Source organism: Sediminicoccus sp. KRV36 (genome assembly GCF_023243115.1).
GTDB lineage: Bacteria > Pseudomonadota > Alphaproteobacteria > Acetobacterales > Acetobacteraceae > Roseococcus.
In genome coordinates, this window is the sequence record NZ_CP085081.1 from 4,404,773 (window position 1) to 4,426,751 (window position 21,979).

A 21,979-nucleotide genomic window follows, 5' to 3' on the forward strand; every position below is an offset into this window, starting at 1 on the left:
AGCTTGAAGAATCCCCGCCGGGCCTGACTGGCGGCGGCCTCGGCGGCCCAGCTCGCTGCCGCGTCAGCGCTCCGGCGTGATCTCGATCAGCAGCCAGCCGCCGGCTTCCATCCGCGCCACATCGCCAGGCAGCAGCAGGATGGTCGTGGTGGCACTTTCGACAATGGCAGGCCCCCGCACCACCTGGCCGGCCGCCAGGCCCCCGAAATCCAGCACCGGCAATTCCACCCAGCCCTGCGCCAGCAGAGCGCGCCTCCGGCCGAGCGGCGCTGCCGGCTCCGCAGCGCCGGCCGGGCGTTGCGGCAGCGGCGGCAGCAGGCCCGAGGCGGCAGCCCGGACGGTGACCAGCACCACCTCCTCCTCCGGCAGGTCATAGGTGAACAGCGCGCGGTGGCGAGCATGGAAGGCCTCGCGCAGGCCGGCGCGGTCCGGCGCCACGCCATCCAGATTCACGGTGATTTCGAAAACCTGCTCGCCGTAGCGCAGATCGGCCGCGCGGTGGCCGCGCACCTCACCCTGGAACCACTGCGCGAGTTGGCCGCGCGCTTCCGCCTCCAGCCCGTCAAACAACGTGGCCAGCGCCGCATCCTCCGGCATGGCGGTGGCGCTCACCACGCTGCGGGCGATCTCGTGGCGCAGTTCCGTCTGCAACATGCCCCAGGCCGAGAGCCCGGCGGCAAAGAGCGGCACGGCGATGCGCGCCATGCCCAGATCCCGCGCCACCGCGCTGGCATGCAGCCCCGCGGCCCCGCCGAAGGCGAGCAGCGTGGCGCCGCGCGGGTCCACGCCGCGCCGCACCGTGGCGATCCGCACGCCATCGGCCATGCGCGCATTCACCAAGCGATGGATGCCCAGCGCCGTGGCTTCCGTCGTGAGGTTGAGCCGCGCGGCCAGCGCCGCGATGGCGCGCTCGGAGGCAGCGGCATCCAGCAGGCGCGCGCCGCCCAGGAAACGCGTGGCATCGAGATAGCCGAGGGCGAGATTGGCGTCCGTCACGGTGGGCTCGGTGCCGCCATGCCCGTAGCAGGCCGGACCAGGCCGCGCGCCGGCCGATTGCGGCCCGACCTCCAGCGTGCCGCCCGAGCCCAGATGCGCGATGGACCCGCCGCCCGCACCCAGAGTGATAATATCCAGGCTGTCCAGCGCGATGCGCTCGCCGCCCACCTCTCGCCCGCGGCCGAGCGTGGCCGCGCCATCCTGGATCAGCGCGATATCGGTCGAGGTGCCGCCCATATCGAGCGTGACGATATCATGGCCGGGCCGCTTCAGATCTGCGCGCGAAGGGGCGCTCCGGTCATCGGAACCGCTGCCCACCCGATTCAGATCTGCGCGCGAAGCCGCGCTCCGGTCATCGGGTGGGGGCACCCCCACGCCGCGCCTGGCCAGCGCCACCGCGGCCGCCACACCGCCGGCCGGGCCGGAGAGCGCCGTGCCGACGGCCAGCCGCGCCGCCTCGGCAATCGGCGCCATGCCGCCATGCGACAGGATGACGAAGACCGGCCGCGCATAGCCGGCCTCACGCAGCCGCGCCTCCAGCCGCGTCAGATAGCGCGAGACGATGGGGCCGACATAGGCATTCACCGCCGTGGTCGAAAACCGCTCGAACTCCTTGATCTGCGGCAGCACATCGGCCGAGCAGGTGACGAAGACGCTGGGCAGCGCCGCACGCACCGCCTCGGCTGCCGCATGCTCGTGCTTCGGCGCGGCCCAGGAATGCAGGAAGCAGATCGCGACGGACTCGACCTCCGCCGCGCGCAGCGTGGCGATGGCGGCGTCGAGGCTTGCGGCATCCAGCGGAATCTCTACGGCTCCATCCGGGCGCAGGCGTTCGCGCACCGGCAGCCGCAAGGCGCGCGGGATCAGCGCAGGGGGCTGGGGCAGGCGCAGATCATACCGGGCGGGCTTCAGCCCCTCACGCATCGCCGTCACATCACGATGGCCTTCGGTCGTCAGCATCGCCGTCTTCGCGCCGCGCCGCTCCAGCAGGGCATTGGTGGCGACGGTGGTGCCATGGACGATGCGCGTCGTCGTCTCGAGCAATTCGCCCAGGGTCAGGCCGATGGCGGAAGCAAGGTTGCGCAGGCCATCCAGCACGCCTTCGCTCTGGTCCTGCGGGGTGCTGGCGGCCTTGGCCAGGTATTCGCGGCCTTCGTCATCCACGCCCACCACATCCGTAAAGGTGCCGCCGACATCCACGCCAATCGTATAGCGCATCATCCCCGCCCCCGATCGCCTTGAGCCGCTTCGCCTGACGCGTGAGGCGTTGGCGCAGCAAGCCCCTCCTCGATGTCGCGCGCGATCAGCGCCGGGTCGCGCCTAGCCGGGTCCCCCCAGCCGCCGCCGCCGGCCGAGCGGATTTCCAGCACCTCGCCGGGCTGGATCTCGATGCCGACTTCCTTGGTCTTCAAAAGCCTCTCCGTGCCATCTGCGTGGCGCAGCGCGTAGCGATGGGGTGCGCTGTCCTGGCCGCCGCACATGCCCGCACTGCCATGCCGCGCGCCATCGCCGGCGGTGTTGCCGCGCGAGGGGCCGTCACTCTCCACCACCAGTTCAAGCCTGGCACCATGCCCGCCGCGATACTGACCCAGCCCGGCCGTGCCGCCCTGAAATTCATGGCGGCGGAAATGCAGCGGGAATCGCGCCTCGGCCATTTCCACACTGCCGAATTTGAGCCCACCCGCCGAATGCCACTCGCCCGCGGTGGACCAGCCATCGCCCTTGGCATGGCCGCCACCACCCGGCCGTGCATGAAACAGATGCCAGACGAATCTCCGAGCCGGCCGGCGCGCATCGTGCCCGGTGATGGCGATGCGGAAGCGCCGCCCCCAGCCGCCCACCGCGCGCTCCGGGCAGCACGCCTGCATGGAGCGCATGATCGCCTCCACGATCTCATTGCTGCAATGGCTGGTGCAGAGCGTAACGGCCGCGCCCTCCCGCGCCCAGACCACGCTGCCCTCCCGCGCCACCACGCGCAGCGCGCGAAACGCGCCCTCATTCTTCTGCACATCTGGGTCCAGCAGATAGGCGAAGGCCATGCACACGGCGGAAAACATGTTCGGATAGGAGGAGTTCACAAAACCCGGCACCTGGTCATCGCTGGCGCTGAGATCCACCGTCAGCACGCCGTCCTGCTTGGTGCAGGTGGCGCGGATGGCGATGTCCTCATTCCCGTGGCCGTCATCATCCAGCAGCGCCGTGCCGCTCCATGTGCCATCGGGCCAGGCTTCCAGGATACGGCGCGTATGGGCATGCGCGAGGTCCAGGATGGCCTCCACCGCCGCCATCAGCCCTTCGCCGCCATACTGGGCCAAAAGGTCACTCAGCCGGTTGGCACCAAGCTTGGCCGCGCCCAGCATGGCCGCCAGATCGCCGCGAAAATCGCGATTGATGCGGGTATTGAGCGCCAGCATGGTGACCAGGTCTTCCCGCATCACGCCATTCTCGCCGAGGAGAATGGGCGGGATGCGCAGCCCCTCCTGCCAGATTTCCGTGGCATTGGGATTGTAGCCGCCATGCGTGCCGCCGCCGATATCGCTCTGGTGCGCGCGGACCACGCTGAAGAAACGCGGAGATCGCTGGCGATGATCCGAATCGGCCAGTGATGGCCCGTCGAAGACGGGCAGAACAATGGTCAGATCCGGCAAGTGGGAACCGCCATGCCAGGGGTCGTTCAGCAGAAACACATCGCCCGGCTTCATCCTGTCGCCAAAGGCATCCCGCACCGCCTGGGCCGCGAAGGGCATGGCGCCGACATGCACGGGAATGTGATCCGCCTGCGCCACCAGGCGGCACGCCCCATCCGTCACCGCGATGGAGAAATCCCGGCTGGAATTCAGGATCTGGCTATAGGCGGTGCGCAGCAGCCCTTCGCCCATCTCCTCCACGATCGCGGTGAATCGCGCCGAAAGCACGGCCAGCGTCACGGGGTCCATGGGGTGCAGCTCCATCTTGGCGGGGCGCCCAGCGTGGCGCATCCTGGCGGGAACCAAAAGGGGAGGACGACGCATGAGTCTCACAACACTGGCCACGGGCCTGCGTTTCCCGGAAGGTCCCGTGGTGCTGCCGGATGGCTCCATCGCGCTGGTCGAGATCGAGGCGCAGGTGATCTCGCGCATCGCCCCCGATGGCACGCGCAGCATCATCGCACGCCCCGGCGGTGGCCCGAACGGCCTGGCCGCCGGGCCGGACAACACCCTCATTCTTTGCAACAATGGTGGCTTCACCTGGCATGAGGAGCCGGACATCCTCCGCCCCTCCGGCACCGCGCCCGACTATACGAACGGCCGCATCGAGGTGGTGGACATCGCCACCGGCAGCGTGCGCCTGCTCTATGACCGCTGCGGCGACGTCATGCTGAAAGGGCCGAACGACCTGCAACTCGACGGCAAGGGCGGCTTCTGGTTCAGCGATCTCGGCAAGGTCCGCGCTCGGGATCGTGACCATGGCGGCGTCTATTGGGCGGCGCTGGATGGCAGCAAGATCATCGAGGCCGCCTTCCCGATCTTCGGCGGCGCCAATGGCATCGGCATCAGCCCGGATGGCGAGAAACTCTACGTGGCCGAAACCGAAACCGGTCGCCTTTGGGCCTTCGACATCATGGGGCCCGGCCATCTGCGCAAGAACCCCTGGCCCAGCACAAGTGGCGGCTCATTGCTGTGCCAGTTCCCGGGCTTCCGGCGGCTGGATAGCCTGGCCATCACAGCGGCGGGAAACATCGTCGTCGCCACGCTGGTCTCGGGGGAAATCACGACCGTGTCGCCCGCCGGGGAGATCCTGGATATCCAAAAAATGCCGGAACGGATGCCGACCAATATCTGCTTCGGCGGAGCGGATATGAACACCGCCTACATTACGCTGTCCAACACAGGCAAATTGGTCAGCACGCCTTGGCCGGAGCCAGGACTGAAGCTTCCCTACTGAGCATCAAGGGGCTCTGCCCCTTGGACACCGGCAAAGGCCTAGGCCTTTGCAATCCTCAACCAAGCGCCGCCACGCCGGGCAGTTCCTTGCCTTCCAGCCACTCCAGGAAGGCACCGCCGGCGGAGGAGACATAGCTCATCCGCTCGGACACGCCGGCATGGCGCAGTGCGGAGACCGTGTCGCCACCGCCACCCACCGAGCGCAACTGCCCCGCCTCGGTGAGGCGCGCGACCTCGTGAGCCACCGCCACCGTAGCCGCATCAAACGGCGCGATCTCGAAGGCGCCAAACGGCCCGTTCCACACCAGCGTCTTCGCCGTCGAAAGCCGCTTCACAACATCGGCCACCGTGGCAGGCCCGACATCCAGCGCCATCATATCCGCCGGCACGCCATCCAGCCCCACCACGCGGTTGGGCGAATGCGCGGCAAAGCCCTCGGCCACCACCAGGTCCAGCGGAAGGACGATCTCACAGCCACGCGCCTTGGCGCCGGCCAGGATCTCGCGCGCCGTCTCATGCATCTCGGCCTCCTGGAGCGACTTGCCAACGGCATGCCCCTGCGCGGCCAGGAAGGTATTGGCCATGGCGCCGCCAATCACCAGCACATCCACCTTGGAGGACAGGTTGCCCAGCAAATCAAGCTTGGTGGACACCTTCGCCCCACCCACGATGGCGACGACCGGCCGCTGCGGATTGCCGAGTGCGGCATCCAGCGCTTCCAACTCCTGCTGCATCAGCCGGCCGGCATAGGCCGGCAGCAACCGTGCCACGCCCTCGGTGCTGGAATGCGCGCGATGCGCGGCGGAGAAGGCGTCATTCACAAACACGTCCGCAAGCTTGGCGAGGCCCGCGGCAAGGCCAGCGTCGTTCTTCTCCTCGCCCGCGTGGTAGCGGGTGTTTTCCAGCAGCAGCACCTCGCCATCCTTGAGCGCGGCTGCGGCGGCCTCGGCATCGGCGCCGATGCAGTCATCGGTGAAGGCGACCGGCTTGCCGAGCGAGGCGGAGAGGGCCGCCTGCATCGGCTTCAGCGACATTTCCGGCACGCGCTTGCCCTTCGGTCGGTCGAAATGCGAGCAGACGATCACCCGCGCGCCCTTGGCGCAGAGTTCCGCGATGGTGGGGCAGAGGCGCTCGATGCGCGTCATGTCCGTGATCTTGCCGTCCTTCACTGGGAGGTTCAGGTCGGCACGCAGCAGCACGCGCAAGCCGCGCGGATCCAGGTCATCAAGGGTGCGGAAGGCCATCAGGATCTCTCACTTGCGGCAGGGGTCTGGGGAGACACTGTCTCCCCAGTTTCTTGACTTAAAGCTTGCCGTAATACGCGGCCGTATCCGACATGCGGTTCGAGAAGCCCCACTCATTGTCATACCAGGACATCACGCGCACCAACCCGCCATCCACCACCTGCGTCTGCGTCGCATCAAAGGTGGACGAATGCGGGTCATGGTTGAAGTCGATCGAGACCAGCGGCGCCGTGTTGTAGCCCAGGATGCCCTTCAGCGGCCCGCTTTCGGAAGCGGCCTTCATCACGGCGTTGATCGCCTCCTTCGTCAGGCCCTCGGTCTTGGCCGGCACGAAGTCGAGCGAGACGAGTGAGACATTCGGCGTCGGGATACGGATCGCGGTGCCGTCCAGCTTGCCCTTCAGTTCCGGCATGACGAGGCCCACCGCCTTGGCCGCACCCGTCGAGGTCGGAATGGCGGAGACGGCGGCGGCGCGGGCGCGGTGCAGGTCCTTGTGCAGCGTGTCCACCGTGTTCTGGTCACCGGTATAAGCGTGGATGGTGACCATATAGCCGCGCAGGATGCCGAAATTGTCGTGCAGAACCTTGGCGATGGGCGCCAGGCAGTTGGTGGTGCAGGAGGCGTTGGAGACGATCTTGTCCTCGGCCGTCAGCGTCTCATGGTTCACGCCGTAGACGATGGTCTTGTCGGCGCCCTCGCCGGGGGCGGAGATCAGCACCTTGCGAGCCCCGGTGCCGAGCAGCAGCGAGGCCTTGTCGCGCGCGGTGAAAATGCCGGTGCATTCGGCGGCAATGTCGACGCCATCCCATTTCAGCTTGGCGGGGTCGCGCTCGGCCGTCACCTTGATCGGGCCCCAGGTCTTGCCGTGGGCCTTGATGGTGATGCTGTCGCCGTTGACGATGACCTCGCCGGGGAAGCGGCCATGGACGCTGTCGAAGCGGAACAGGTGCGCATTCGCATCGACCGAGCCGAGGTCGTTGATGGCCACGAATTCCACATCATCCCGCGCGCTCTCGCAGGCGGCGCGCAGCACGAGGCGGCCGATGCGCCCGAAGCCGTTGATGGCAATCTTCACCGTCATGTTCTTGGTCCTTATCCCAGAAGCTTCTTGGCCGTCGCGACAATGGCGGGGGCCGTGATCCCGAAATGCTCGAAGAGTTTCTCGGCCGGCGCCGAGGCGCCGAAGCCGTTCATGCCGACAAAGGCGTTCGTCCAGCGCTCCCAGCCGAAGCCGATCCCGGCCTCGATGCCGATGCGCGGCGCGGTGCCCAGCACGGCCGCGCGGTAGTCCTCATCCTGCTGGGCAAACAGCTCCCAGCTGGGGAAGGAGACAACGGCGGCCTGGATGCCCTGCTCGGCCAGGGTGGCGCGCGCGGCGATGGCCAACTGCACTTCGCTGCCGGTGGCGATGAGCGTCACGTCGCGCGCGCCCTCCGCCTCCGCCAGCACATAGGCGCCGCGGGCGGAGCGGTTTTCGCCGGCATCCTCGCGCAGCGCCGGCAGCGCCTGGCGCGAAAGGGCAAGCACCGAGGGGCCTTCCGTGCGCCGCAGCGCGAGTTCCCAGCACTCGGCCGTTTCCATCGCGTCGGCAGGGCGGAAGACGGCAAGGTTGGGGATGGCGCGCAGCGAGGCGACGGTCTCGACCGGCTGGTGCGTCGGCCCATCCTCGCCGAGGCCGATGCTGTCATGCGTCAGCACATGGATGACGCGCTGATGCATCAGCGCGGCCAGGCGGAGTGCGGGCCGCAGGTAGTCGGCGAAGATCAGGAAGGTGCCGGAATAGGGGATGATGCCGCCATGCAGCGCCATGCCGTTCATGGCGGCGGCCATGCCATGCTCGCGCACGCCCCAATGCACGTAGCGGCCGTTGAAGTTGCCCGGCCCGACGGCGGGCACGCCCTTCACATCGGTGTTGTTGGAGCCGGTGAGGTCGGCACTGCCGCCCACCATTTCGGGCACCGCCGGCACCAGGGCGCCAAGCGCGCGCTGGCTGGCGATGCGGCTGCCGATCTTGGGCTTCTCGGTCGCGAAGGTGGCGCGGAGCGCGTTCAGCGCTTCGTTCCAGTTCTCCGGCAGCTTGCCGGCCATGGCGCGCTCGAAATCCACGCGCATCGGGTGCTTGGCCAGGCGCTTCAGCCAGGAGCGGCGCGTGCCGGCCGAGCGGCGGCCCGCCTCTTCCCAGCGGGCCTTTAGCCCGTCCGGGATGGTGAAGGCTTCCTCGTTCCAGCCCATCGCCGATTTCGCGCCGGCGATCTCGTCCGCACCCAGCGGCGCGCCATGGCTGCCCGCCGTGCCGGCCTTCTTCGGCGCCGCGAAGCCGATGATGGTGCGGCAGGCGATGATGGTGGGCTTCTTGCTGCGCTGCGCCACGGCCATGGCGGCGGCCAGCTGCGCGTGGTCATGCCCATCCACCCGCTTCACCGCCCAGCCATAGGCCTGGTAGCGCTTCAGCACATCCTCGCTGAAGGAGAGCGCGGTGTCGCCGTCAATGGAGATGTGGTTGTCGTCCCAGAGGACGGTCAGCTTCTCCAGCCCCAGATGCCCGGCCAGCGCCGCGGCCTCATGGCTGATGCCCTCCTGCAGATCACCATCTGAGCAGATCACCCAGGTGCGATGATCCACCAGCGATTTGCCAAAGCGCGCGGCCAGCATGCGCTCGGCCATGGCCATGCCGACGGCGGTGGAAATGCCCTGGCCGAGCGGGCCGGTGGTCATTTCGATGGCTGGGTGCTCGCCATATTCCGGGTGGCCGGCGGCGGCGGAATGAAGCTGCCGGAAGGTCTTGAGCACCTCCATTTCCATGCCCGCATGGCCGGTCAGGTGCAGCAGGCTGTAAAGCAGCATGGAACCATGCCCGGCCGAGAGCACGAAACGGTCCCGATCCGGCCAGCGCGGGTCGGCCGCGTCATATTTCAGGAAGCGGGTGAAGAGCACGGTCGCTGCATCGGCCATGCCCATGGGCATGCCGGGATGACCGGATTTGGCCTTTTCCACCGCATCCATGGCGAGGACACGGATGCAATCCGCCATCCGTCGCTCCTCCGTCACGGGAAGTGCCAGGATCGCAGCCTGGGCGGCGAGAGCGAGGTTCGGGGAGTTGCTGGGGGAGTCGAGACTGGCCAAGGTTCACGGTGCCCTTACGTTGCGCGCGGCTATAGAGCGCGGTGCGAGGGGGGGCAAGTTTGCGCCCTCACAAAAACCCCACCGGGTCCACATCCACCTGCACCCTGACCTCGCGCGGCAGGGTCGCCCGGGCCAGCCAATCCGCCAGCACCGCCTGCACCCGCACGCCACGCGCCGCCTTGAGCAGCAGGCGGTGGCGATAGCGCCCGCGCAGCAGGGCCAGCGGCGCCGGTGCCGGCCCCAGCACCTGCAGGCCCGGCCCGACCGGCGCCGCCAGCCCCATTTCCCGCGCCCCCCGCTCGGCCGCGCGGGCATCCTCCGAGCTGATGATCAGCGCCGCGAGCCGGCCATAGGGTGGCCAATGGCCGGGTTCGCGCTGCGCCGCCTCGGCCTTGAGAAAGCCCGGGAAATCATCCCGGATCAGCGCCTGCATCACCGGATGCTCGGGCGAGAAGCTTTGCAGCAGCACGCGGCCAGGCTTGTCCTCGCGCCCTGCCCGGCCGGCCACCTGGTGCAGCAGCTGCATGGTCCGCTCGCCCGCCCGCAGGTCGCCGCCGCCCAGGCCAAGATCGGCATCCACCACGCCAACCAGCGTGAGATGCGGGAAATGCCAGCCCTTGGCGACGATCTGCGTGCCGATGATCAGATCCACCTCCCGCGCCTCGATCTGGCGGGCCGCCTCGGCCGCGGCGGCGGGGCCGGGGATGGTGTCGCTCGCCATCACCAGGCGCCGGGCCTCGGGGAACAGCTCGGCCACCTCCTCCTGGATGCGTTCCACGCCGGGGCCGATGGGCACCAGCGAATGCTCCACGCCACATTCGGGGCAGGCGGGGGGTGTAGGCGCCGTATGGCCGCAATGGTGGCAGAGCAGCCGGCGCTGGGCGCGATGCTCGACCAGCCAGGCGGTGCAGTTCGGGCATTGCATCCGGTGCCCGCAGGCCCGGCACAGCGTGAGGGGCGCATAGCCGCGGCGGTTGAGGAACAGCATGGCCTGCTCCCCCCGGGCCAGGGTTTCCGTCATGGCCGTGACCAGCGGGGGGGCGAGGAACCGACCACGCTCCGGAGGGTGCTGGCGCAGGTCGATCGCCTCGATCAGCGGCATGGCCGCCCCGCCATGCCGGACCGGCAGCCCCAGGCGGCGGTAGCGCCCGGCCTCGGCATTGGTGACGCTCTCCAGGCTGGGCGTGGCACTCACCAGCACGCAGGTCGCACCTTCCAGCCGGGCGCGCACCACGGCCATGTCCCGCGCGTGGTAGATCACGCCCTCCTCCTGCTTGAAGGCGGTCTCATGCTCCTCATCCACCACGATCAGGCTGAGATCGGGGAAGGGCAGGAACAGGGCCGAACGCGCGCCGACCAGCACGGGGGCGGTGCCTTCGGCCACGGCGCGCCAGGTCACGCGGCGGGTGCGGGGCGAAAGCTCGGAATGCCAGAGCGCCGGCGGGGCGCCGAAGCGGCGCTCGAAGCGCGCAAGCCATTGGGTGGAAAGCGCGATTTCCGGCAGCAGCACCAGCGCCTGGCGGCCCTGCCGCAACGTCTCGGCGATCGCGTCGAGATAGACCTCCGTCTTGCCCGAGCCGGTGACGCCTTCCAGCAAGGTCACGCCGAAGCCCCGCGACTCGACCGCTTCGCGCAGGGCCGCGGCGGCGCTGGATTGCTCCGGCCGCAGATCGGGCGGGGCGAAATCCGGCAGGGGGCGCGGAAAGGCGGCTGCGCGCGGCATCAGGCGGGGCGCGATCAGCCCGGCCGAGGCGAGGCCCCGCACCACGCCCATCGAAACCCCCGCCAGCCGGGCGATTTCCACCCCGGGCAAGGTGAGGCCACCCAACGCCTCCAGCGCCCTGGCGCGATCCGGCGTGATGCGCCCCTCGGCCCCTGCCACGCGCTGCCAGCCCGTGGCGGCGGCCGGCTCCTCCAGCGCGGCGGGCGCGCTCATCGCCATGCGCAGCACCGCGCCAGGGGGAGAGAGCGTATAGGCCGCAACCCAATCCACCAGCCGGCGCAGGGGCGCGCCCATCGGGGGTGCGGGCTTGATGGCGATCACGGCGCGCAGGCGGCCCTCGGCCACATGTTCCTGGTCCGGCGCATCATCCCACACCACGCCGAGCGAGGTCCGTCCGCCCAGTGGCACTTCCACGAAGCTGCCCGGCCCGGCCACCAGCTCCGGCGGCAGGCGGTAGTCATAGGCACCCTCCAGCGGGAGCGGCAGCAGAACGCGAAGACGGCGCCCCGCACGTTCCGGCGCGACCTCTCGGGCCTCGGACTTTTGGGCCCCGGCCTTTCGGGAAGGTGTCGCCATGGGCTATTCCCTTCGCGACGGGGCGGCCGATGGTCAATCCCCGACCTCCGATTCGCCGCTCGCTCAAGGATAACTCGTGATGAAATTCTTTGTGGATACTGCCGATGTCGCCGAAATCCGTTCCCTTATCGGCACGGGCTTCATGGATGGCGTCACCACCAATCCCAGCCTGATCGCCAAGTCCGGCCGCAAGATGAGCGAGGTCATCGCCGAGATCTGCGCGCTGACCGAGGGTCCCGTCTCGGCCGAGGTGACGGCCACGGATCACGAGACGATGCTGAAGGAGGGCCGCTATCTGCGTGGCATCGCCAAGAATGTGGCGGTGAAGGTGCCGCTGACGGAAGCCGGGCTGCGCACCTGCAAGGTGCTCTCCGATGAGGGCACGCCGGTCAATGTCACGCTTTGCTTCTCGGCCAACCAGGCCTTGCTGGCGGCCAAGGCGGGGGCGGCCTTCATCTCTCCCTTCGTCGGCCGGCTGGATGATATCGGCCAGGATGGCATGGGGCTGATCGCCGATGTGGTGCAGATCTACAAGAACTACAGCTTCAGGACGGAGGTGCTGGTCGCCTCGATCCGCCATCCCATCCATGTGCTGCAATCGGCCAAGCTGGGGGCCCATGTCGGCACCATGCCGCCGGCGGTGATCCGCAGCCTGCTGAAGCACCCGCTGACCGATCGTGGCCTGGAGGCCTTCCTGGCCGATTGGGCGAAGACTGGGCAAAGCATCCTGTGAGCGCGGCCCCGCCCGAGGCGGCGGCCGTGGAGGCATTCCTCCAGGCCCATCCGGATTTCCTCGCGGCGCGGCCGCAGCTCTACGCCATCCTGACCCCGCCCCGCCGCATCCATGGCGAGGCGGTGGCCGATCACATGGACGCCATGATCCAGGCCGGCCGCCAGGAATGGCGCGGGCTGCTCGAAGCGGGGCGCACCCGCGGCGCCTTCGCCGCCAAAGTGGCCGAGGCGGTGCTGGCCCTGATCGCCAGCAAGGACGCCGAAGATTGCCTGCGCCATGAATGGCCCGCCCATCTCGGGCTGGAATCCTGCCGCCTGGTGCCCCACGCGGCGGGCCCCTTACCCGGCCTGGGCCTGATCGTGCGCGATGTGGCCGTGGCCAGCACGGCGCTGCATGGCGAGCAGGCGCCCCTCATCACGCGTGAGGCGTTGCTGCGCGCGGGGGAGTACACGCTGGCGCTGGGCGCGCGTGACGCGGCAGACCTGCCCAATGAGCCGGAATCCCTGGCCTTCCTCGCGCGTGCGCTCGCCGCCGCCATGGCGCGATGACGGGCGAGGCCGCCCGCACCGAATTCCTCACCTGGCTCGCCACGGAGCGGCGCGCCAGCCCGCATACGCTGGAAGCCTATGGGCGCGATATCGCTGACCTGCTGGGCTTCCTGACGCGGCATCTGGGTGCCGAGCCCGACCTCGCCGCACTCGGCGCCATGCGCCCGGCGGATTTGCGCGGCTTCCTCGCCACCCGCGCCAAGGCGGGTGCGGGCAATGCCACGCGCGCCCGGCAATTGGCCGCCATCCGCAGCTTTCTGCGCTTCCTCGCCCGGCGGCATGGCATCGCGCCCCTGGCCATCGCCGGCATGCGCGGACCCAAGCGCGTGCAGCCCGTGCCACGCGCGCTGAACCGCGCCGATGCGCGGGCCGCAGGGACGGAGATCGGCGATGTGCACCACCCGGAGCGGCCGGAATTCCAGGCGGCCCGCGATGTGGCGCTGTTCACCCTGCTTTATGGCTGCGGGCTGCGCATCAGTGAGGCGCTGGGGCTTTCCATCGCAGACGCGCCCTTGCCGGGCAGTGATGCGGCCCTTCGCATCCTCGGCAAGGGCGGCAAGCAGCGGATGGTGCCGGTGCTGCCGGTGGTGCGCCAGGCCATTGCCGCCTGGATGGTGCATCGCGCCGGCGCCGAGCCTGATGCGCCGCTCTTTTTGGGGGCGCGCGGCAAGCGGCTGGACCCGGCGGTGGCGCAGCGGACCCTGCGGGATTACCGCCGCCTCGCCGGGCTGCCGGAACACGCCACCCCCCACGCCCTGCGGCATTCCTTCGCCACGCATCTGCTCGCCGGCGGCGCCGATCTGCGCGCCATCCAGGAGTTGCTGGGCCATGCCAGCCTGTCCACCACGCAGCGCTATATCGCCGTGGATGCGGAGGGCCTGCTCGCCACCTGGCGCATGGCGCATCCGCGCGCCGATTGACCGGCGGGCCCGCACAGCCCCATTTTAGCGCATCATTCTTCGAGGGCCCGCCATGCATTCCCTTCCGGCTGCCAGCACGGCACCCCGCATGCGTGGCCACGCATGACCGAGGCCGCACATCCACAGGGGCTGAAGGCGCGGCTGCTGCATGAGCTGCGGGAATATGGCAGCATCTTCCTCTACCTCTACATTTCCTTCGCGGTGGTGATCTTCTACCGGGATGCGGTGCTGCGCGCCGAGGGCATTGCCCTGGCCTCCTTTGGCTTCGCCTTCGTGAAGGCGCTGGTGCTGGCGAAGTTCATGGTGCTGGGCCAGGCCGCCCGCATCGGCGAGCGGCGGCGCGGGCGTTTGCTGTTCGGCGTCGTGTTGTGGCGCACCTCGTTGTTCCTGCTGCTGCTGGTGGGGCTGAGCATGATCGAGGAGGTGGTGGTCGGCCTGTTTCACGGGCGCGGCGCACTCGCTTCCATCCAGGAAATGGGCGGCGGCAATCTGCGGGAAATGCTGGCCACGGCGCTGCTCCTCTGGGTGATCCTGCTGCCCTATTTCGTGCTGCGCGTGATCGGCGAAGTGTTGGGCAAGGGCGAGCTCTGGCGGATATTTTTCGCGCGGCGGTGAGGGTTGAGGCGGCGCGGTCCGCTGCGGGTGGGAGCCTTTGGCCGCAGCCGTTTCACAGAAAGCCAAGACGGTGAAACGCCGCCTGGCTTTTGCTTTCACGCATTGTCCAGTGCGCCGTGCGAAGCCGCACGGCTTGGAAATGCGCTAGCGATTGGCCCGCGCCACCACCGCCTCGAACAGCACCTGGCAGCCGGCTTCGGCTTCCTCCGGCAGGATGCTCTCCGCCTCGTTGTGGCTGAGGCCATCCTTGCAGGGGGTGAAGATCATCGCCGTCGGCACGCGCCGTGCCACATAGACGGCGTCATGCCCGGCGCCGGAAATGATCTCACGCGCCGGATAGCCGAGCCGCGCGGCGGCCTGGCGCACCAGATCCACGCAGGCCGGATCAAAGGGCTGGGCCGGGATGTCGAACAGCTTCGTCAGCTCCAGGCGGCAACCATTTTGCGCCACCAGCGCCGCGGCGGCGGCCGGGAAGCTCGCCATCAGCGCCTGGACCTCAGCATCCAGCGGGTGGCGGAATTCGATGCTGAAGCGCACCTCGCCCGGCACCACATTGCGGCTGTTCGGCAGCACCTGAAGCTGGCCGATGGTGCCGCGCCCCTCCTCACCGCGCGCGCGCATCAGATCATCCACCAGGGCGATCACGCGCGCCGCCGCCACCAGCGCATCGCGCCGCGCGGAGGGGGGCGTGGTGCCGGCATGGGCGTCCTGGCCGATGATCACCGCGTCGTACCAGACCTGGCCCTGGGCACCGGTGACGATGCCGATCTGCTTGCCCTCGCGCTCCAGGATCGGGCCTTGCTCGATATGCAACTCGAAATAGGCATCGGCCGGAAAAGGCGCGGCGGGGTGCGGGCCCTTGTAGCCGATGGAATCCAGCGCGGTGCCGACATCCACGCCCTCGGTGTCGGTGAAGCCATAGGCCTCCTCCAGCCCGAAAATCCCGGCCCAGACGCCGCTGCCCATCAGCGAGTGGCCGAAGCGGCTGCCTTCCTCATCCGTCCAGTTCACCAATTCGACCGGCGCTTCGGTGGTGATGTTGAGGTCGTTCAGCGAGCGCATGACTTCGAGGCCGGCGATCACGCCCAGGGCACCGTCGAATTTGCCGCCCGTGGGCTGGCTGTCCAGGTGGCTGCCGAACAGCACCGGCAGGCGCTTCGCGTCCCGCCCTTCGCGGCGAGCGAACATGTTGCCCATGGCGTCCACGCGCATGGTCAGGCCCAACTCGTCGCACCATTGGGTGAAGCGCTGGCGGCCGGCCTTGTCCACCTCGGTGAGGGTCAGGCGCTTCACGCCGCCCTTGGGTGTCGCGCCGATTTCGGCCATGGCCATGAGGGTGTCCCACAGGCGTGGGCCATTGATCTTCTGATTTGTGCTCATGGCGTCACAATACCTGGAAACCCACCGCCCTGAACATGGCCGCCCCTTCGCCGCCGGCGAAGCCGATGAAGGCCCGCGCGCCTTCAGGGTCCGCCGCGCGGGCCGCCACCGCCGCGACATAGGGGGTGATCAGTTGCGCGCTCTCCGGCAGGGGGGCCACCAGCACGGCCCCGGGCTCGGCCAGGATTTCGCTGGCCTGGGTGATGACCAGCCCCACCTCGCCGCGCGCCACCGCCTGCACGGCGGCGAGGCCACGCGCGAAGGGAATGCGCGGGGCGGTGCTGCCCAGCCGGTCCAGCAATGCGGCCACATGCCGCCCGCTGGTCGCCCCCGCCGCGCCGTCGCTGAGCCCGATGCTGGATGCCGCACGCAGGATGGCCGCAAGCTCCGCCTCATCGCGCATCTGCGGCACCGGCAGCCCTCGCCGGATGGCGAGAGCGAGGCGCATCCGCCCCATCTCCCGCCGCGAATCCGCCAGCGCGAACCCATCGCGGATCAGCGCATCCAGCGCGGGGGCGGCGTTCAGCACCACATCCACCGCTTCCCCCGCGCGCAGCCGCGCCGCCACCTGGCCGCCATTGCCGGTCTCGGTGCGGATGGCGCGGCCGGTGCGCGCCGTCAGCGCATGGGCAATCCGCTCGATCGGCGTCTCGGTGGCGCCGGTGCCCAGCACGAAGAGCGGCGGCCGGGGTTGCGCCAAGGCGGGTGTGGCGAGGAGGAGGGGGAGGGTGCGGCGAAACATCATCCGCGCAGCCTTGCCCCAAGTGCCGGGGACTGCAACTGATAGGAAATGGCCCATGCTCTCGACACCGCCCCCGCCCTGCTCCGCAATTCCGAACTCGACCGCGCCGAGGTGCGCCAGGCGCGGGTGGACCTCGCCGCCTGCTTCCGCATGGCGGCGAAGCTCGGCCTGCAGGAGGGGATCTGCAATCACTTCTCCTTCGTGGTGCCCGGCCGCGATGACCTGATGCTGGTGAACCCCTATGGCCATGCCTTTGCCGAAGTGACCGCCTCCAACCTCGTCATCTGCGATTTCGAGGGGCGGGTGGTGGCTGGCAGCGGCGTGCCGGAAGCGACGGCCTTCTACATCCATGCGCGCCTGCATCTGAAGCATCCGCGCGCCAAGGCCGCCTTCCACACCCATATGCCCAACGCCACCGCCCTCTCGATGCTGGAGGGGCCACCGCTGGTCTGGGCAGGGCAGACGGCGCTGAAATTCTACGGCCGCACCCTGGTGGATGAGGATTACAACGGCCTCGCCCTGGATGAGCGCGAGGGCGACCGCATCGCCGCGGCCCTGGGCGATGCGGATATCGTCTTCATGAAAAATCACGGCGTGATGGTCGTCGGCCCCAGCATCGCCGAAGCCTGGGATGACCTTTACTACCTGGAGCGCGCGGCCGAGGTGCAGCGCCTGGCGATGGCGACGGGGCGCGTGCTGAAGCCCGTGCCGGAAGCCGTGGCCCGCGCCACCTATGAGCAGATGCGCGAGGGCGACCGGGAGAGTGCGCGGCTGCATCTGGAGAGCATCAAGCGGCAGCTCATGAAGGAGCAGCCTGACTTTGCGGATTGAGGGGCGCTGCCCCTCAAACTCCCCGGCAAGAACCTCAGCTTCTTGCATCTCCGAGCAAGGCGAACCCGGGGAAGGTGTTCCCTGATGGGATCACCTCACGGCCGGCGGGGCGCGGCACGCTTGTTGCCGGCATAGGGGCGCTTGGGCGCGCCACCCGCCGGCGGGACATAGGGGCCGCTGCGCCGCGGCGCGCTCTCATGCGCGCCAGGCGCCTCGGCGGCCTCCACCTTGATATGGGCGTCGTCACGCCCGGGCTTGGCGGCCGCATGGGCAAAGCGGCTGGCGGCATAGGGCGCCACTTCGAAGCGCGTCTCGCGGTCCAGGATGCGGATGCGGCCGATCTCCTCACGCGTCACATGGCCGCGATGGCAGAGGAAGGGCAGGATCCAGCGCGGATCGGCGTCATGGCTGCGGCCCACATTCATGCGGAACCAGACGCCTTCGCCCACCTCGGTCGGTGCGGGCATGGTGCGTGGCTGCGGCGCGGGCCGCGCTTCGGCTGCGGCGAGTTCCTCGGGCGCCGGCAGGGGGGCGCGCAGCTGCTTCACCAAGGCGGCGGCGACGGCTTCGGGCGAGCGGCCTTCCAGCAGGCGGCGGCCCAGCGACATGTCGGTCTCATCGGCCTCGGCATCGAGCATCTCGATCCCGGTGGCCAGAATCCGCTCGCCATCCTTGGCGTGGATCTCGGCGGCGGTGGGCGCGCCGGACCAGGCGGCCTTGAGCTTGGCCGCCATCAGCAGGCGCTCGGCCAGGCGGCGCTTGTTGTGCGGGACAATCAGCGCGGAGATGCCCTTCTTGCCCCCGCGGCCGGTGCGGCCCGAGCGGTGCAGCAGCGTCTCGGGGTCATTGGGCAGGTCGGCGTGGATCACCAGCGCGAGGTCGGGCACGTCAATGCCGCGCGCCGCCACATCGGTCGCCACGCAGACCCGCGCGCGGCCATCGCGCAGCCCCTGCATGGCCCGCGTGCGCTCGGCCTGGGAGAGTTCGCCGGAGAGGGCCACGGCCGAGAAGCCGCGCTCCACCAGATTGCCATGCAGCCGCGCCACGGCGGCACGCGTGGTGCAGAAGACCAGCGCGGTGCGCGGGTCGAAGAAGCGCAGCGTGTTGACGACAGAGCGCTCCATCTCGCCTGGCGCCACGGAGAGTGCGCGGTATTCGATGTCGCTGTGCTGCGTGCCCTCATTGGCGGCGGCGATGCGCAGCGCATCCTTCTGGAAACCCTTGGCCAGCTGCGCGATGCCGCGCGGCACGGTGGCCGAGAAGAGCAGCGTGCGGCGCTCGGCCGGCATGGTCTCCAGGATGGCTTCCAGATCCTCGCGGAAGCCGAGGTCGAGCATCTCATCCGCCTCATCCAGGACCACGGCGCGGATGGTCTGCGGCTTGAGGTTGCCGCGCTCCAGATGATCCCGCAGGCGCCCGGGCGTGCCGACAACGATGTGGGCGCCATGGGCCAGTTGCCGGCGCTCGGTTATCGGGTCCATGCCGCCGACGCAGGCAACGATGCGCCCGCCGGCCTTGGCATAGAGCCAGGTGAGTTCGACCTGAACCTGCAGCGCCAATTCCCGCGTGGGTGCGACGATCAGCGCCAGGGGGGTGGCGGAGTGACCCAGGCGCTCCGCCCCGGCCAGCACATCACCCGAGATGGCGAGCCCATAGGCGACCGTCTTGCCCGATCCGGTCTGCGCCGAGACGAGCAAGTCGCGTCCGGTCGTCTCCGGGTTGAGGACGGCGGCCTGGACGGCGGTCGGCTCGGCATAGCCGCGTTCGGCAAGGGTGGTGGCCAAGGGGCCAGCAAGGTCGGGGAAGGGCATGGAGTAATCCTGGGTAAGCATTCTCAAGCCAGGCAGGACCGCCAGGCAGTTCGGAAAATGCATCGTAACAAAGGTTGGACCCGCCTCGCCGGCATGGAGCGAAAAGGGACAAGGCGCGCGCGCCGAGCCCGGTGGATAGGCCGGCTTACGGCGGAGGGAAAGCGCGGAAGTTGAGGGGGTGGGGTCCGCCCGGGACATAACGGGCCATATTTGTTGCATGCCAACGCAGCATATTTCCGCGGCGAGACCCAAAACCCGGGGATTTCGCTTGGCGCCCGGCGCCAGCTTCGCCCCCGAGGCACGGCATGGAAACGGCCTACAGGCCAGGCGTGACGCACTTCCATCACCCATGGATCAATGTCTGGCTCGCCCAGCCAGCAGCCAGGCGCCGGCGTCACCGCGCGTCCGTCCGCAGGCGGGGCCCACGGCTTGATGCGGCATCTGCGCCCTGAAACCTGGGCGAATCCCCTACCGCAAGCGCAGTTCACCCGGCAGTGCGGCGCTGTTCCACAACTGCGCGAGGAAGCCAGCGGCCTCCGCAGGGCCCAGCACCGGCCCGACCAGCTCCAGGAATTTCTCCTCCAGCTCGAGGTCAGAGAGCGGCGCATCCGGGTCACCCTTGCGGGTGGGCTGGTGGCGATGGAATGCCCGGCCATCGCGCAGGCGGATGCTCACCTTGGCGCTGCGCGCGCCGGGAAAGGCCGCTTCGCATTCCGCATCCAGGCTGACGGTGATGCGCGGCATGATGGCGCGGATCGCAGGGTCCACCAGACGCTCCGGCGCGAAGGCATCGAGGCGGACGCCGCCATACAGCATGATGCTGGCAATGGTGAACTGAGCGGAGAATCGCGCTTCCTGCTCCGTCGTGATCTCGGGCCGGTCGCAGACATTCTTCGTCGCGGCATAGCCGCCGACATGCAGGGATTCCACGTCACTGGCGGCGAAGCCGTGCTCCCGCTGCAAATCCCGCGTGGCGTCGAGCGCTGCAAAGATATGGCCGCAGCAGCCGTGATTCTTCACCGTCATCTGCGTGATGGTGAGCGGCTTCCCGATCGCGGCGATGGCCTTTTCCCATTTGCCGGTATCCTCGCTGGTGGCCGCGGCAAAACCGGCCGGGCCGTGCAGCACATCCAGTGCTCCGGTCATGCCCTCGCGCGCGGCCATAGCGGCCAGGGCACCAGCCTCTGCCGCGTGGCCGGGGTGCAGCGGCTTGCTCATCCCATCGCCACGAAACGCCTGCTGCAAGCCACCCGCCATGGTCGCGGCGGTGGCGATGGCGTGTGCCGTCTGGCTCGCGTCGCAATCCAGCAGCACCGCCACGGCGGCGGCCGCGCCGAAGGTGCCGACCGTGCCGGTGGTGTGCCAGAAGTTGTAATGCGTCGGCTGCACCGCCTGGGCGATGCGGCAGGAGACCTCATAACCCGCGACCAGCGCGCGCAGCAGCGCCGCCATATCGGCCCCGCGCGCCTGCGCGGCGGCAAGGGCCGCCGCTACTGTCGGGCAGCCGGGGTGATAGACGCCCCAGCGCCAGATATCATCGAACTCGACCGTATGGCTCGCCGTCCCGTTGATCAGCGCCGCGTGCCTGAGGCCGGTGCGCGCACCATCCACATAGGAGACGGCACGGCCCGCCCCGTGCTCGGCCGCCAGTGCGCGCGCCATGAGCGTGGCGGGCGGCAAATGGCAGCCGGGCAGCAATGCCGCGAACCAGTCAATCAGCGCCCGGCGCGCCGCATGCTCCACCTCGGGCGCCAGGGGCGCTGAACGCCAGCCAGCCGCGTGATCGGCCAGGATCAGCAGCGGGTTCAACGGTTGCTCCGCAGCACTTCGTTGTTGATCACCATGTCCACATCAACCTCGCCCTTGAAATGGCGGATGATGGAATCAGCACAGGACAGGCCCATGCGGCGCATGCCCTGCACGGTGGCAGCCGCCGTATGCGGCGTCATCACCACATTGGGTGCGGCCAACAGCGGGTTGTCCTTCGCCATGGGCTCATCCCAGAACACATCCAGCCCGGCGGCGGAGAGATGCCCCGTGCGGAGAGCCGCGGCCAGCGCCGCCTCCTGCACCAGCGTGCCGCGCGCGGTGTTCACCAGGCGCGCGCCGGGCTTCATGGCGGCCAGGAATTCCGCATTCACCATGCCGCGATTCTCGGCGTTGGAGGGGCAATGCATCGTCACCCAATCGGCCTGGGAGAGGCCCTCCGCCAGCGTCTTGGCGTAGCGGAAGCCCGCACCCTTCACCGTGTTCATGGCAACGTACGGATCATGCACCAGCACATCCATCCCGAAGGCCGTGGCCAGCCGCGCGACGCGCCCGCCGATGCGACCAAAGCCCACCACCAGCAGCGTCATCCCCGAGAGATCGAAGGTGGTGGGCGCTTCCACGCTGCTCCACTTGAAGGCGCGGGTATTGGCGTCATAGGTCTGCACCTGACGCGCGATGGTGAGCATCATCATCATCGCGTGCTCGGCCACACTCAGCGCATTCGCATCGGCGGTGACGGTGAGGGGAATGCCGCGCTTGGTCAGCTCCGGCACATCCACCTGATCATAGCCCACGCCATGCCGCGCCACGATGGCGAGCTTCGGCGAGAAGCTGAGGAAATCCGCGTTGATCGGCGTGGCGCGGACGATGATCGCCTCGGCGCGCTCCATCGCCTTGACCAGGTTTTCGCGGCTGGTGTCGTGCACTGTCTCCACGGTGAAGCCTGGCTCGGCCTTGAGTGCGGCTTCGGCATCAGGGTGGAGGGAACGCAGCAGGACGATGTGTGGCATTTTCTCTTCCTTTGAAGGTCAGGGGCGCTGCCCC

At 69.0% G+C, this 21,979-nt stretch carries 17 protein-coding genes; 6 read left to right on the plus strand and 11 right to left on the minus strand.

Annotation, left to right across the window (positions count from 1 at the left end; genetic code table 11):
• Positions 1-63 precede the first annotated feature (63 nt).
• Positions 64-2,217: a hydantoinase/oxoprolinase family protein gene (locus tag LHU95_RS21005; RefSeq protein ID WP_248708910.1), complete on the minus strand. Its 2,154-nt coding sequence runs from the start codon at positions 2,215-2,217 to the stop codon at positions 64-66.
• Positions 2,214-3,932, minus strand: a complete 1,719-nt coding sequence (locus LHU95_RS21010; RefSeq protein ID WP_248708911.1) for a hydantoinase B/oxoprolinase family protein — start codon at positions 3,930-3,932, stop codon at positions 2,214-2,216. Before LHU95_RS21010 ends, LHU95_RS21005 begins: the two co-directional genes overlap by 4 nt.
• A gap of 73 nt (positions 3,933-4,005) precedes the next feature.
• Here LHU95_RS21010 and LHU95_RS21015 point away from each other — a divergent pair, with 73 nt between their 5' ends.
• The gene (locus tag LHU95_RS21015; protein WP_248708912.1) at positions 4,006-4,920 is read left to right on the plus strand and encodes an SMP-30/gluconolactonase/LRE family protein; all 915 of its coding nucleotides are present in this window, start codon (positions 4,006-4,008) and stop codon (positions 4,918-4,920) included.
• Between the two features lie 55 nt (positions 4,921-4,975).
• On the opposite strand, the gene LHU95_RS21020 is transcribed toward LHU95_RS21015, so the two are convergent.
• The 4 genes from LHU95_RS21020 to LHU95_RS21035 form a co-directional block, all read right to left on the minus strand.
• Positions 4,976-6,163, minus strand: a complete 1,188-nt coding sequence (locus LHU95_RS21020; RefSeq protein ID WP_248708913.1) for a phosphoglycerate kinase — start codon at positions 6,161-6,163, stop codon at positions 4,976-4,978.
• Positions 6,164-6,221: 58 nt separating this feature from the next.
• Positions 6,222-7,244: a type I glyceraldehyde-3-phosphate dehydrogenase gene (gene gap, locus LHU95_RS21025; protein WP_248708914.1), complete on the minus strand. Its 1,023-nt coding sequence runs from the start codon at positions 7,242-7,244 to the stop codon at positions 6,222-6,224.
• A gap of 11 nt (positions 7,245-7,255) precedes the next feature.
• Positions 7,256-9,286: a transketolase gene (tkt, locus tag LHU95_RS21030; protein WP_248708915.1), complete on the minus strand. Its 2,031-nt coding sequence runs from the start codon at positions 9,284-9,286 to the stop codon at positions 7,256-7,258.
• A 67-nt stretch (positions 9,287-9,353) separates the two neighbouring features.
• Positions 9,354-11,585, minus strand: a complete 2,232-nt coding sequence (locus tag LHU95_RS21035) for a primosomal protein N' (RefSeq protein ID WP_248708916.1) — start codon at positions 11,583-11,585, stop codon at positions 9,354-9,356.
• A 79-nt stretch (positions 11,586-11,664) separates the two neighbouring features.
• On the opposite strand from LHU95_RS21035, the gene fsa reads away from it, so the two are divergent.
• The 4 genes from fsa (at position 11,665) to LHU95_RS21055 (ending at position 14,401) form a co-directional block, all read left to right on the plus strand.
• Positions 11,665-12,318, plus strand: a complete 654-nt coding sequence (gene fsa, locus LHU95_RS21040) for a fructose-6-phosphate aldolase (protein WP_248708917.1) — start codon at positions 11,665-11,667, stop codon at positions 12,316-12,318.
• Complete coding sequence (locus tag LHU95_RS21045) at positions 12,315-12,866, plus strand: hypothetical protein (RefSeq protein ID WP_248708918.1); 552 nt, start codon at positions 12,315-12,317, stop codon at positions 12,864-12,866. The genes fsa and LHU95_RS21045 overlap by 4 nt, the downstream gene beginning before the upstream one ends.
• A complete protein-coding gene (locus tag LHU95_RS21050; RefSeq protein WP_248708919.1) occupies positions 12,863-13,786 on the plus strand; it encodes a tyrosine recombinase XerC in 924 nt (307 codons plus the stop codon). Before LHU95_RS21045 ends, LHU95_RS21050 begins: the two co-directional genes overlap by 4 nt.
• Positions 13,787-13,888: 102 nt before the next feature.
• Positions 13,889-14,401: a hypothetical protein gene (locus LHU95_RS21055; RefSeq protein WP_248708920.1), complete on the plus strand. Its 513-nt coding sequence runs from the start codon at positions 13,889-13,891 to the stop codon at positions 14,399-14,401.
• Positions 14,402-14,545: 144 nt separating this feature from the next.
• Here LHU95_RS21055 and LHU95_RS21060 read toward each other — a convergent pair whose 3' ends face one another.
• Both LHU95_RS21060 and LHU95_RS21065 read right to left on the minus strand, forming a co-directional pair.
• Positions 14,546-15,781: a Zn-dependent hydrolase gene (locus tag LHU95_RS21060; RefSeq protein WP_248708921.1), complete on the minus strand. Its 1,236-nt coding sequence runs from the start codon at positions 15,779-15,781 to the stop codon at positions 14,546-14,548.
• Positions 15,782-15,785: 4 nt separating this feature from the next.
• Complete coding sequence (locus LHU95_RS21065) at positions 15,786-16,523, minus strand: substrate-binding domain-containing protein (protein ID WP_248708922.1); 738 nt, start codon at positions 16,521-16,523, stop codon at positions 15,786-15,788.
• A 48-nt stretch (positions 16,524-16,571) separates the two neighbouring features.
• Between LHU95_RS21065 and LHU95_RS21070 the strand changes: the two genes are divergently transcribed.
• Positions 16,572-17,354 (plus strand): aldolase, encoded by a 783-nt coding sequence (locus LHU95_RS21070; RefSeq protein WP_248708923.1) that lies wholly within the window; start codon positions 16,572-16,574, stop codon positions 17,352-17,354.
• Positions 17,355-17,449: 95 nt separating this feature from the next.
• Here LHU95_RS21070 and LHU95_RS21075 read toward each other — a convergent pair whose 3' ends face one another.
• The 3 genes from LHU95_RS21075 to LHU95_RS21085 form a co-directional block, all read right to left on the minus strand.
• Positions 17,450-19,165 carry a DEAD/DEAH box helicase gene (locus LHU95_RS21075; RefSeq protein WP_248708924.1) on the minus strand — a complete coding sequence of 572 codons (1,716 nt, stop codon included), beginning with the start codon at positions 19,163-19,165 and terminating at the stop codon, positions 17,450-17,452.
• Between the two features lie 468 nt (positions 19,166-19,633).
• Complete coding sequence (locus tag LHU95_RS21080) at positions 19,634-20,974, minus strand: MmgE/PrpD family protein (protein WP_248708925.1); 1,341 nt, start codon at positions 20,972-20,974, stop codon at positions 19,634-19,636.
• On the minus strand, positions 20,971-21,945 hold the full coding sequence (locus LHU95_RS21085; protein WP_248708926.1) for a hydroxyacid dehydrogenase: 975 nt from the start codon (positions 21,943-21,945) through the stop codon (positions 20,971-20,973). The genes LHU95_RS21080 and LHU95_RS21085 overlap by 4 nt, the downstream gene beginning before the upstream one ends.
• Between the last annotated feature and the right edge of the window lie 34 nt (positions 21,946-21,979).

What these genes read in the sequence shown, in the direction of transcription:
- LHU95_RS21005 (WP_248708910.1), bottom strand. Translation starts at nt 2,217, where the DNA reads ATGATGCGCTATACGATTGGCGTGGATGTCGGCGGCACCTTTACGGAT.
- LHU95_RS21010 (WP_248708911.1), bottom strand. Translation starts at nt 3,932, where the DNA reads ATGGACCCCGTGACGCTGGCCGTGCTTTCGGCGCGATTCACCGCGATC.
- LHU95_RS21015 (WP_248708912.1), top strand. Translation starts at nt 4,006, where the DNA reads ATGAGTCTCACAACACTGGCCACGGGCCTGCGTTTCCCGGAAGGTCCC.
- LHU95_RS21020 (WP_248708913.1), bottom strand. Translation starts at nt 6,163, where the DNA reads ATGGCCTTCCGCACCCTTGATGACCTGGATCCGCGCGGCTTGCGCGTG.
- gap (WP_248708914.1), bottom strand. Translation starts at nt 7,244, where the DNA reads ATGACGGTGAAGATTGCCATCAACGGCTTCGGGCGCATCGGCCGCCTC.
- LHU95_RS21035 (WP_248708916.1), bottom strand. Translation starts at nt 11,585, where the DNA reads ATGGCGACACCTTCCCGAAAGGCCGGGGCCCAAAAGTCCGAGGCCCGA.
- fsa (WP_248708917.1), top strand. Translation starts at nt 11,665, where the DNA reads ATGAAATTCTTTGTGGATACTGCCGATGTCGCCGAAATCCGTTCCCTT.
- LHU95_RS21050 (WP_248708919.1), top strand. Translation starts at nt 12,863, where the DNA reads ATGACGGGCGAGGCCGCCCGCACCGAATTCCTCACCTGGCTCGCCACG.
- LHU95_RS21055 (WP_248708920.1), top strand. Translation starts at nt 13,889, where the DNA reads ATGACCGAGGCCGCACATCCACAGGGGCTGAAGGCGCGGCTGCTGCAT.
- LHU95_RS21060 (WP_248708921.1), bottom strand. Translation starts at nt 15,781, where the DNA reads ATGAGCACAAATCAGAAGATCAATGGCCCACGCCTGTGGGACACCCTC.
- LHU95_RS21065 (WP_248708922.1), bottom strand. Translation starts at nt 16,523, where the DNA reads ATGTTTCGCCGCACCCTCCCCCTCCTCCTCGCCACACCCGCCTTGGCG.
- LHU95_RS21070 (WP_248708923.1), top strand. Translation starts at nt 16,572, where the DNA reads ATGGCCCATGCTCTCGACACCGCCCCCGCCCTGCTCCGCAATTCCGAA.
- LHU95_RS21075 (WP_248708924.1), bottom strand. Translation starts at nt 19,165, where the DNA reads ATGCCCTTCCCCGACCTTGCTGGCCCCTTGGCCACCACCCTTGCCGAA.
- LHU95_RS21085 (WP_248708926.1), bottom strand. Translation starts at nt 21,945, where the DNA reads ATGCCACACATCGTCCTGCTGCGTTCCCTCCACCCTGATGCCGAAGCC.